This is a genomic window from Flavobacterium columnare (genome assembly GCF_014844295.1).
GTDB lineage: Bacteria > Bacteroidota > Bacteroidia > Flavobacteriales > Flavobacteriaceae > Flavobacterium > Flavobacterium columnare.
The window spans coordinates 2,107,043-2,119,235 of record NZ_CP054494.1; the positions used below are offsets into that span (position 1 = coordinate 2,107,043).

Genomic DNA, 12,193 nt, shown 5'->3' on the forward strand with positions numbered 1-12,193 from the left:
TATGAGAAGAGTAGTATATTCCTTAACAGCAATAATGGGGTTATCTTCATTACTGTTTTCATGTAAAAGTGATGATAAGCCAAACTATCAGTTTTTTCCAAATATGTATGAGTCAGTGGCTTATGAGACTTATTCTGAATCAAATGCTTTCAAAAATGGTAAAGAAGGACAGTTACCTGCTCAAGGCTCTATCAAGAGAGGTTTTGTTCCTTATGAATTACCAAATACTCCAGCTGGATATGAAGCATCAAAAGCAATGAAGTCTCCTTTGGATTCTTCTGCTGTTAATATGGAAAAAGGTAAAGAATTATTTGATATTTACTGTATTTCTTGTCATGGCGAAAAAGGAGATGGAAAAGGTAAGTTAGTTCAAAGAGAGAAGTTCTTAGGAGTACCTAGTTATAAAGATCGTGCAATTACTGTAGGTAGTGTTTTTCACGTAGAAACGTATGGTTTAAATGCAATGGGTTCACATGCTAATCAATTGAATAAAAAAGAAAGATGGCAAGTGGCTGAGTACGTAATGAAACTTAAGTCTGAATTAAAATAATAAAATACGCGATTAAGTTATGTATACATTTTCAAGCAAATTAAGAACCTTATCATTTGTCCTGATGGCACTTGGTCTTTTAGGAATAGGGTATGGTTTTTTCAATGCACCTAAGACTACTGAGGACGTAGAAAAAATATTAGCAGCTGATGCACATGGTGAACACCATGTTGCACCAGCACATGCTGACACTAAGCATGAAATGGCTCCTGAACATAAAGAAGAAGCCCATGCAGATAAAATGGTTGCAACTGATTCTGCGGTAGCTAAAACAGAAGGATTAGATACTGTGGCTAAAGGAGTAAAAGAAGTTGTGCATACGGAAGCAGCTTCTCATGAAGAAGTAAAACATCAAGAAAAAGCTGTAGCAGGTACTGAAGCAATTTCACATGATGATCACCAAGAGCATGTTGAGCATGTCTTCCATCAATTACAAAATAAACCATGGGCAGCATTGTACGTGGGTGCATTATTTGTATTCTTGATTTCATTGGGAGTATTAGCGTTTTATGCTATTCAATGGGCAGCTCAAGTAGGTTGGTCTCCAGCTTTATTTAGAGTAATGGAAGCAATCACTTCTTATATTGTACCTGGTGGGATACTCGTATTTGTAATTTTAGTATTAGCAGGGGTTCATATCAATCATTTATTTATATGGATGGATCCAGAAGTAGTGGCTCATGATCATTTAATTCAAGGAAAATCAGGTTATTTAAATGTACCTTTTTTCTTAATTAGAGCTGCTATATTTTTAGGAGGTTGGATGTTTTATCGTCATTATACTCGTAAAAACTCATTAGCTTTAGATGAAACAAAAGATTTATCTTACTATAAAAAGAATTTTAAAGCATCTGCGGCATTCTTAGCATTTTTCTTAGTTTCTGAGTCTATGATGTCTTGGGATTGGATTATGTCAGTAGATCCACATTGGTTCTCTACCTTATTTGGATGGTATGTATTTGCCTCTTTCTTTGTAAGTGGTATCACAGTAATTGCTTTAATTACTTTATACTTAAAAGTGAATGGATATTTAGAGTTTATCAATAATAGCCATTTTCATGATTTAGCTAAATTTATGTTTGGTGTTTCTGTATTTTGGACTTATTTATGGTTTTCACAGTTCATGTTAATGTGGTATTCTAATATTCCAGAAGAGGTGACTTATTTTAAATTTAGAATTGAAAACTACAATTTACCATTCTTTGGTATGGTTGTAATGAATTTCATTTTTCCATTGTTAATTTTAATTAATTCTGATTTCAAACGTGTGCCTTGGATTATTACTATGGCTGGTGTTGTAATCTTATGTGGTCACTATTTAGATTTCCATAATATGATTTTCCCTGCTACGGTAGGAGATCAATGGTTTATTGGTGCAGCAGAAATTGGATCGGTAGCTTTCTTTGCAGGTTTATTTATTTACGTTGTATTTACTGCTTTAACTAAAGCTCCTTTATTAGCAAAAGGTAACCCTTATATAGAAGAAAGTAAACATTTTCATTATTAATAATTAAACAAGAAAACAGATGACAACTTTGTTGGTTCTAACGGTTTTAGTCTTATTATCGATTGCTATATGGCAAATGACTAAAATTTTCGACTTGACTCAAGTGGGTAGAAAGGATGATGATTCACAAATTGCTACCGATAATGATAATAAAGTTCATGGATATTTAATGATTGGTTTTCTTGCATTCCTTTACATTTTCATGATCTATGGATTGTTAAAATGGGGACATTTAGCTTTAGGCACACCAGCATCTGAACATGGACCTGATTATGATCGATTAATGAGTATCTCATTAGGGATTATATTTTTAGTACAGGCAATTACACAAGTATTATTACATTATTTCGCTTTTAAATATCGTGGAGAAAAAGGTAAAAAAGCTTTGTATTATGCAGATAACGATAAATTAGAGTTTATTTGGACTATTATTCCTGTAATAACTTTAGCAGGTTTAATCCTTTACGGATTGTATACTTGGACAAATATTATGTTTGTTGATAAAGATGATGATGTAATAGTTGTTGAGCTATATGCAAAACAATTTAGCTGGGAGGCTCGTTATGCTGGTAAGGATAATGTGTTAGGTAAGGCTAATGTGCGCTTAATAGAAGGAGTTAATACTCTAGGTATTGATTTAAATGATCCAAATGCGCAAGATGATATTGCAGTTCAAGAATTGCATATTCCTAAAGGGAAAAAAGTATTGTTTAAATTACGTTCACAAGATATTATTCACTCTGCTTATATGCCTCACTTTAGAGCCCAAATGAACTGTGTTCCAGGTATGGTAACTGAATTTGCTTTTACGCCTACTATGACAACGGATGAAATGCGTCAAGATCCTGCAATTGTAGAAAAAGTGGCAGCAATTAATAAGATAAGAGCTAAGAAAAGTGCTGAACTAATAGCGCAAGGTAAAACGGCTTTAGATCCTTATACTTTTGATTATTTAGTTTTATGTAACAAGATTTGTGGAGCATCTCACTACAATATGCAAATGAAAATTGTTGTAGATACACCAGATCAGTTCCAAGCATGGTTAAAGGATAAAGGTACTATCTTTAAAGCTGTAAAAGAAGAGCAAGCTGCAAAAGCAGCTGAAGCTGCTGGTGCTAAAAAAGAAGTAGAAGCTCCAAAAAAAGCAGATACTGTAGTAGTAGCTGAAGTGGCTGATTCAACAGCTGTTAAAAAATAATATAACGTAATCAAGAAATTTAAATAGAAAAATATGGCAGCAGCACATGAGCACGATCACGCACACGATCACGATCACGCACACCACCATAAAGATACGTTCATTACTAAATATATTTTTAGTATTGATCATAAAATGATTGCTAAGCAGTACCTTATTACAGGTATTATAATGGGAATCATTGGGGTAGTAATGTCTTTATTATTCCGTATGCAGATTGCATGGCCAGAAGAGTCTTTTGGAATTTTCAAAATGCTTTTAGGTGAAAAAATGGCTCCAGGTGGAGTAATGCGCAATGATATTTATTTAGCATTAGTTACAATACATGGTACGATCATGGTATTTTTTGTATTGACAGCAGGGTTAAGTGGTACTTTTAGTAATTTACTTATTCCATTACAAATTGGAGCTAGAGATATGGCTTCAGGATTTATGAATATGGTTTCTTATTGGTTGTTTTTCCTATCTGCAGTAATAATGATTTGTTCCTTATTTGTTGAGTCGGGACCAGCATCAGCAGGTTGGACTATTTATCCTCCATTATCTGCTTTACCACAAGCAATTCCAGGTTCAGGTACAGGGATGACTTTATGGTTAGCTTCTATGGCTATATTCATTGCTTCGTCCTTAATGGGGTCTTTGAACTATGTGGTTACAGTTATTAACTTAAGAACTAAAGGAATGTCTATGACCCGTTTACCATTAACCGTTTGGGCTTTCTTTATTACAGCAATTATTGGTATTGTTTCTTTCCCTGTATTATTGTCAGCGGCATTAATGTTAATTATGGATAGAAGTTTAGGTACTTCTTTCTTCTTGTCCGATATTTTTATTTCAGGTGAGGTATTGCACTACCAAGGAGGTTCTCCCGTTTTATTCGAACATTTATTCTGGTTCTTAGGTCACCCTGAGGTATATATTGTATTATTACCAGCTTTAGGTATTACATCTGAAATTATAGCTACAAATGCTCGTAAGCCAATTTTTGGTTACCGTGCTATGATTGCTTCAATGTTGGCTATTGCGTTTTTATCAACCATTGTTTGGGGGCATCATATGTTCTTATCAGGAATGAATCCTTTCTTAGGGTCAGTGTTTACTTTTACAACATTATTAATTGCAATTCCTTCTGCAGTAAAAGCATTCAACTATATTACTACTTTATGGAAAGGGAACTTGCAAATGAATCCAGGAATGTTATTTTCTATAGGTTTAGTTTCAACTTTTATTTCGGGAGGTTTAACAGGTATTATTTTAGGGGATTCAACCTTAGATATTAATGTTCATGATACGTATTTCGTAGTGGCTCACTTCCACTTGGTAATGGGTATTTCTGCTTTATATGGTTTCTTTGCTGGCGTTTACCACTGGTTTCCTAGAATGTTTGGTAGAATGATGAATAAAACGTTAGGTTATATTCACTTCTGGATAACTGCAGTTTGTGCTTATGGTGTTTTCTATCCAATGCACTTTATAGGTATGGCTGGTTTACCACGTCGTTATTATACGAATTCAAATTTTCCTTTGTTTGACGATTTAGCTGATGTTAACGTATTAATTACCGTTTTTGCATTGGTAGGAGCTGCCTTTCAGTTAATATTTATGTGGAATTTCTTCTATAGTATTTTCTTTGGTAAAAAAGCTGAACAAAATCCTTGGAAATCTAATACATTAGAATGGACTGCACCAGTAGAACATGTGCATGGTAACTGGCCTGGTGAATTACCAACTGTACATCGTTGGGCTTATGATTATTCTAAACCAGGACATGAGGAAGATTTTGTTCCTCAAACGGTTCCAATGAAAGAAGGAGAACAAGAATTACATCACGCTTAATTATAAAAACTTTCTTTAGATGCCTCTCTTTTGAGAGGCATTTTTTTTATTTTTATCTTTTCTTTTGTTATTGATTTTAAGAATTTTAGTATTTATGAAGAACTTTTATCTATTTGTTTTTTTTATTTCGTTTTTTGGTTTTTCACAAAATTTGCCTGAAATAAAAGTATTGGATTCATTGTATAGAGAAGATCAATTCTATCTAGGGATTACTTATAATATACTTAATAATAAACCACAAGGGGTTTCTCAAAATTCAACTTCAGGAAGTATTTTTTTGGGTTTTTTACGAGATATGCCTATTAATAAATTGCGTACCTTGGCGATTGCTCCAGGTATTGGTTTTTCTTATTCTAATTTTAAACAAAATTTACTTATTAAAGATAATGGGGAAAGTATTGATTATTCAATTATTTCTAAAGATGAAATGTATGATAAAAATCGTTTTTCATTTGTAACACTAGATGCTCCATTAGAGTTTCGTTGGCGTAATTCTACTCCTCAAAGTCATCGTTTTTGGAGAATTTATGGGGGAATAAAGGCAAGTTATGTCTTATACAATCAATCTCAGTTTATTAATTCTAAATATGAATATAAAGTAACAAATAATCCAGATTTTAATCGTTTTCTTTATTCTGTTTTTCTGACAGCGGGATATAATAGTGGGAATTTTTATGTATCTTATGGATTAAACGATTTTTTTAGAAAATCCTTTTTTAACGAAAATTCAGGGAAATTTCGCTCTTTGAATTTAGGATTGATGTTTTATATTTTATAACTGTTTGATCTTAAAAGAAGAAAGGCTTAAATTTTTAAATTGGATGAATATTAAACGGATGATTTCTATTTTAGTTTTTTTGTCTTAAAAAAGTTTATAATTTAAGAGATTCAAGAGGTTTTTATAGATTCAAGTCGTGTTGTTTTTAAATTCAGATTATGTGTTAGCTTTTGTGATGAAGATGTAAAGAGCAAAGAAGATAAAAATGACGGATTTTTTTCTGAAGCTATAGTTTTGCTAGATTGAGGACAAAGAAAGGATTACTTTTTTAGATTCAAGGTCACATTTTATCTGTGATGAGTTTCTAATGTGTAATTAGCAGAAAGATTCTCTAGATAAAAAAAAGATCAATTGAGGAAAGGCTCCAATAATAGAACCGAGTACTAATTCTATTGGAGTATGAGCTTTCATTACCAATCTTGAAATAGCTACACAACTTATGAGTGTTGTAAGTATAATTATTAAGAGGATATGTGAACTTACTTTTGTATAATTAAGCCCTATCCATAAACTTGTACTTACTATGCTGAGCATGTGTAGGCTGATTTTTTTGTTTAGGGTAGCAAAATATAACGCAATAAGGGTACTGATACTACTGGCTAAAAAATAATCTAACAATTCGGGGTTTTTCTCAGGGTTAATTAACGAGAATATAATAATACTATATAAGACCAATTGAAGGGTAAGCGGTATTTTGCGTTCTTTGACATTATTTATCATGCTGTTTTCTATTTTTTTTATTCGTATTAAAAGATAGAAAATGATTAGAGGGATAAATATTGTGATGATAAATGCTTTATATATGTAATTATTAGAATTATTAAATTCAGAGCTAAAGGAGGTATGAAAAAGTATTGTATAAAAGGAAATGAATAAAGGATGAAATATATAAGAAAAAAGAGAAAATATTTGTTTCATTTTATAGAATAAGAAAAAGGATTAATCAACTTTTTAAATCACGTTTCTAAGATACTCTTAATTATTGCTTTTGCGAATTATACTCCATAAAAAAGAGGTTTTATGTATGCTATTTTAATAGATTAAAAGGAAAAGACTTCTATTTTTTTAAAATAATACTTTGCAATGCTATAAGAAAAGTAGTATCTTTTATTTTTTTGATGAGTTGATGGTGTAAAAGGGGTAACATAAAGTTGGACTAGGTTCCTTTTTATTAGTATGCCCGCCCTTAATACTACTTATTTTGAGGCATACTTTTGTATAGTAACACGAAATAAAAATGAAATGCGGAACCTAGTTCACAACTTTTTTATAAATTATAATTACCTAATAATTTATAAACACTAATCAATAAATTATAAAACCTGTTTTCTAAAGTAATATCAGAAAGTTTAGAACTTACTAAGGAGTTTTCTCTTGAATTAATTAAAAACAAAGAGCTTTCACCCATTGTAAATAAACGCTCTTCTGCTGATAGCATTTTTTCAAAATCAGACACTAGTTTTTTATTTATTTGAAGTTGTTTTTCTAGAGAAATTTGTTCTTGATTTAATGCTTCTATTTTATTTTTTAATTGTTGTTTTTCAAATTGCAGACTATATTGTATGTCTTGTAGTTTTAATTTGGCTAATTTTAAACTTCCTCTTTCTTTTCTTAAAAAAAGAGGCATTGTAAGATTTAATCCTAATTTAGAATCTTGAAGGCGATATTTGGTAAAATAATCAGGTTCAGAAAGATAGTTGTAGTTGACATCTAGCTTAGGTAAAAGGGCATTGGCTTTTAGGCGTTGTTCAATAAGTAACATATTTATTTTAGTATCTAATGCTTTAATCTTTGGATGATTTTCAATAGTAAATTCATTCCATTTAGTTTTTAATAAAGTATTTCGAACTGTTTTTTCTAGTGCAATTTCGGGATAAAGAGTATCATCTATTTCTAAAGGAATAGCATTTTCAGTCCATATATAATTAGAAACTTCTAATTTTGCTTTTGTTAGTTTTAATTTAGCTTCTTCTAGATTTAGTTGACGATTTTTTACTATTATAGAAGCTTCTGTGCTATCTATAGCGGGTTTATCGCCTTGTTCTATGAGTTTTTTAACACCTTCAAAGCGGATAAAAGCATTTTTTAAATAGGATTCGTATAATTGGACTTCATGATAAACTCGTTTCCAATTAAAATAACTTATTGATGCTTCATATACTACTTCTAGAGCTTGTAAATCACGTTCAGCAGTGTTGAGTGTAAGGGCTAATTTAGCTTTTCGAATGTCAGCCATTCGTTGATTTATAAATAATCCTTGTCCAATAGGTATGTTAATTCCAAGGGATGTTAATCCTTGATTAGGTGTGGTCATTTCGGGATTAATAAAAATACCTTCGCTATTATTAAAAGCAGCTTTTAACTCAATTCCGTACCAAGTAGGGATTTTAAAGCTACTATTAAAAAGGGTGTAATAATTTTTATCTTTAAAATTTTTTCTATTAAAATCAACTTCTATTTTAGGATCAAAAGCACCTCTTGCTTGCATTAATTGGGCTTGTGATTCAGATATATTTAGATTAGCTTGTTTTACTAGTGGATGGTATTTTTTTACATAACCTAAAAACTCATTATAGGTAAGTTCTTTAGTTTGTGCAATCATTGCTATTGGAATGAAAAAAAGTATTGAAAGTAGTTGTTTCATTATTTTTTCTTTTCTTCTTTAGATTTAGTATTGTTTTTATAAAAATTAGGAGGAAAGCCATTTAGGGTTCTCCAGATTTCAAACCAAATGGGTACATCATTGAGTAAAGCTAAGGTCTTTGCACCTGCACCAATACTTAATAAATTAGGCCATTTTTTATCTTTTGAATCGGGTGCTATCAGGACTCTGTATTTGCCATTATCACTAATAAAATTTTCTTTTGCTACGATAATTCCTCCGAAAGTTCCGTAAGAAATACCAGCCCATCCACTGAATACAATAGTAGGCCATCCGTCAAACCATACACGAACTTTTTCTCCTTTGTTAACTAAAGGAAAGTCAATAGGATCTATATAGGTTTCTACGGCAATTTCAAAATTAGCAGGCATTATACTTACAATAGGAGTTCCTTCCTTTATGGTTTCTCCTACGCCTGATTGTAAAGCTCTATTTACGTAGCCATCTTGTGGTGCTGTAATATAGTATAGTTTGTTACGAATTTTATAATTAGCGTATTGATTTTTTAATTTATTTACTTGTGCTTCTGTGTCATATTGTGAACTTAAAGCTGTTTGTTGATCACTACTTGCTTTAGCTGTTTTTTCAGCGTATTCAGCTTGAATACGATTGAGTTCCATTTGTGCATTCAGCACATCATTTTTAGCTGAAATGCATTTGTTTTCTTGAGTTATTAGTTTGGCTTCTACGTCCTGAAGTTTTACTCTTTTTTCTTCTACATCAGTTAAGGGTTTTAATCCTTCTTTGTTTAGGCTTACAGAACGATTGAATTGCGTATGAACAATTTTTAGTTGGGTTTTTATAGCTTCTAAATCAATACTGTCGCTTTTTACTTTTAGAAACGATTGTTTTAGTTTGTTTTGAGCCTGTTTGTATTTTAAGTTTTTTTCAGTTTCTATAGCGTCTTTTTGTCCTTCTAATGCTTTTACTTTTTGATTATAGGATGTTACAGCATTTTCTTTAGCTTTAACTTGACTGCCTGTGTTTTCAATCAAGTTGGGGTCAAAATAGTCTTCTTTAATTTCAGAAATGTAAACAATTGTATCTCCTTTTTTTACAAAATCGCCTTCTTGTACAAACCATTTTTCTATACGTCCTGCTATGGCTGTTTGAATTTCTTGTGGTCTTTGATTGGGTTTAAGAGTTGTTACATAACCATTTCCTTTTATATTTTGTGTCCAAGGAAGGAAAAGAAATAGGACTAAAAGAATTCCTGTGCTGATAAAAATTCGTTTTATAAGTTTGTATTGCCCATTTTCAGCAAATACTTTTGTTGATTTATATTTATGTAAATCAACTGATTTTTCTATTCTATTGTGAGTTATATTAAGCATGACTTATACTAAATGACCGTTATCTATCTTAAATGTTTTATTGCATTTTTGTTCCCAATAAGGGTTTTTGCTGATCACAACTAGTGTCCAATCATTTTTATTACTGGTTAAATAATCAATTATTTCTTTAGCGGATGTATCATCTGATTTATCTACAGGATCTTCAAGAAATAGAATGTTAGGTTGTTGAATGATGCAACGTGCCAAAACAATTTTTTGAGTTACCGATGAATTAATTTGTTTGCCTTCGGGGAAAAGTTGAGTGTCTAATCCGTTAGGAAGATTTTTAATGACCTCTGTTAATTTTACTTTTTCTAAAATATCTATTACTTGTTTCATGGTAATAGAAGGGTTGTTGCAAGTAATGTTTTCTAGAATGGTTCCTTCAAAAGGGGCTTCATTAAGGGTAATAACGCCTATTTTGGTTCTAAACTCTTCTAATGAATATTTTTTATAATTGGTTTCGTTAAGATAAATTGTTCCTGAAGTAGGTTCAATTAAACGTGCTAATAAACGGATAAGGGTTGTTTTTCCAGCACCATTATCTCCTTTGATTACTACTTTGTCTTTTGGTTCTATTTTAATAGTTATATTAGATAATGTAGGGGTGTCGGATCCTTTATATGTAAAAGTTAAATCTTTTGTTTCTATGCTTAGAGCTGTTATTTCTTTTAATTTATACAATCCTTTATCAGTGGTTAGTGTTTCTACTTCTTTATCTACAACTGCTCCTAGTTTTTCTAAGGAAGTAAGAACATCATAAAACAATTCTAAACCTGAAAATAATTTTTCAACCGCAGCTACAATGCTTAAAATTACAATTTCAGCAGCTACAAACTGTCCTATATTCATTTGTTGGTTGAGTACTAAAATGCCTCCTATTATTAATAAACCAGCGGTTAGTAAGATTTTGAAACCAACTAATTGAATAAACTGTTTACGAAGGATTTTAAAATGGTTTTCTCTTTGTTCTAAATATTCATTTACTAACTTATCATTTTTTTCTAAAGAGAATAGAAATAGATTTTGATTTTTAAAACTAATATGATTACGGGCAATTTCTTGTAACCAATGAGCTACTTTGTATTTGTATTTAGATTCTTTTAAGCTGGTTGCTAATCCAGCTCTAAAGTTCATTCTGTAGATTAGGTACAATAGTGTTATTAATATAATTCCGAAAAAAATAAAAAAAGAATGATATAAAGATAGTAGTACAATTCCAAATAGAATTTGTAATAAAGCTGTTGAAATATCTAATAGTAATTTTGAAACACCTTTTTGAATATTTAAGGTGTCAAAAAAACGATTGGCTAATTCAGGGGGGTATTCGTCACGAAATTCACTTGTTTTTATTCTTGGAAATCGGTATGCAAACTCAAAAGAAGCTCGGACAAATATTTTTTGTTGCAAGTTTTCAGTAATTCGGAATTGCATAATTTTCATAATACCAACTAGGGCAACGCCTATAATTACTACAATAACTAATACGATCCAAGAGGTGCTTACTTGTCCCGCTTGTATAAAGTTAATGATAGATTGTATTCCTAATGGTAATGATAGACTTATTATGCCTGAAAAAATAGCATACAAAAAGATCTGAGAAATGTCTTTTTTATCTAAAGAAATAAGTTTTTTAAATCGTTCAAAAGGGGTCATAATATAGATTTTTTAGCTAAGTCAATAAAGAAGTCAGACACATCATCTTTTTCATTAAAGTTAGTAATAGTTTTAAAATGTTGTTTTATAAATTGTTGATGTAATGATCCTTCTACTATGGTAGAAGCTAAACTCTTAGCGTATTTATACGATGGATTTATTTCATTAATAATATCAAAAATTCGGTTTATGACTCTTTTATATACCAAGAAAAAACCTTCTTTGTTTTCCTCGTCTACTTCTTTGGTTAAGAAGGTTTTTGTAAATTCAGAAACGATAATTTTATTTAAAAGAGCTTCATTAATATGGGGGGTATTTGTATCATCTTTTATATTTTGAGAAACGATTTGAATAGCTCTTTCTAACTTTTCTATTGAATTGGAGATATTGGTTGTACTAAAAACAATATGATACTCCATCCATGCCCAATACCAAGTAGATAAGTACAACATCATCTTATGCTTATTTTCGAAATAGCGATAAATAGAACTCTCATTCGATTGAATACGTTCACCTAGTTTTTTGAATGTAAATAATTCAAATCCTATTTCGTTAATAAGGACGATACTGTGCTCAATGATTTTTCTTCCTAATTCCGAAGTTTCAGGGTCTTTGACATACAATTTGTCATTGATCGCTATTTTTATATTTGAGAGAAGATGTTTCATCTTT

The 12,193-nt window shown here is 31.0% G+C and carries 10 protein-coding genes; 5 read left to right on the top strand and 5 right to left on the bottom strand.

Annotation, left to right across the window (positions count from 1 at the left end; translation table 11 throughout):
* The first annotated feature begins 1 nt into the window (after position 1).
* From HUE53_RS09200 to HUE53_RS09220, 5 genes are all read left to right on the top strand, one after another.
* Positions 2-550, top strand: a complete 549-nt coding sequence (locus HUE53_RS09200) for a c-type cytochrome (protein WP_060381574.1) — start codon at positions 2-4, stop codon at positions 548-550.
* Positions 551-569: 19 nt separating this feature from the next.
* Positions 570-2,057, top strand: coding sequence for a cation-translocating P-type ATPase (locus HUE53_RS09205; protein WP_065213774.1), 1,488 nt, complete (start codon positions 570-572; stop codon positions 2,055-2,057).
* Between the two features lie 19 nt (positions 2,058-2,076).
* Positions 2,077-3,255 (top strand): cytochrome c oxidase subunit II, encoded by a 1,179-nt coding sequence (locus HUE53_RS09210; protein ID WP_192188431.1) that lies wholly within the window; start codon positions 2,077-2,079, stop codon positions 3,253-3,255.
* Between the two features lie 33 nt (positions 3,256-3,288).
* On the top strand, positions 3,289-5,091 hold the full coding sequence (locus HUE53_RS09215) for a cytochrome c oxidase subunit I (RefSeq protein ID WP_014164175.1): 1,803 nt from the start codon (positions 3,289-3,291) through the stop codon (positions 5,089-5,091).
* A gap of 94 nt (positions 5,092-5,185) precedes the next feature.
* Positions 5,186-5,869, top strand: a complete 684-nt coding sequence (locus tag HUE53_RS09220; RefSeq protein ID WP_065213773.1) for a porin family protein — start codon at positions 5,186-5,188, stop codon at positions 5,867-5,869.
* Between the two features lie 315 nt (positions 5,870-6,184).
* On the opposite strand, the gene HUE53_RS09225 is transcribed toward HUE53_RS09220, so the two are convergent.
* The 5 genes from HUE53_RS09225 to HUE53_RS09245 form a co-directional block, all read right to left on the bottom strand.
* Entirely contained in the window at positions 6,185-6,787 is a 603-nt protein-coding gene (locus tag HUE53_RS09225) for a hypothetical protein (RefSeq protein ID WP_065213772.1), read from the bottom strand.
* Between the two features lie 349 nt (positions 6,788-7,136).
* Positions 7,137-8,513: a TolC family protein gene (locus HUE53_RS09230; protein WP_014164177.1), complete on the bottom strand. Its 1,377-nt coding sequence runs from the start codon at positions 8,511-8,513 to the stop codon at positions 7,137-7,139.
* Entirely contained in the window at positions 8,513-9,865 is a 1,353-nt protein-coding gene (locus HUE53_RS09235) for an HlyD family secretion protein (protein ID WP_014164178.1), read from the bottom strand. Before HUE53_RS09235 ends, HUE53_RS09230 begins: the two co-directional genes overlap by 1 nt.
* A 3-nt stretch (positions 9,866-9,868) precedes the next feature.
* Entirely contained in the window at positions 9,869-11,521 is a 1,653-nt protein-coding gene (locus HUE53_RS09240; RefSeq protein WP_065213770.1) for a peptidase domain-containing ABC transporter, read from the bottom strand.
* A complete protein-coding gene (locus tag HUE53_RS09245) occupies positions 11,518-12,189 on the bottom strand; it encodes a TetR/AcrR family transcriptional regulator (protein WP_014164180.1) in 672 nt (223 codons plus the stop codon). Before HUE53_RS09245 ends, HUE53_RS09240 begins: the two co-directional genes overlap by 4 nt.
* Between the last annotated feature and the right edge of the window lie 4 nt (positions 12,190-12,193).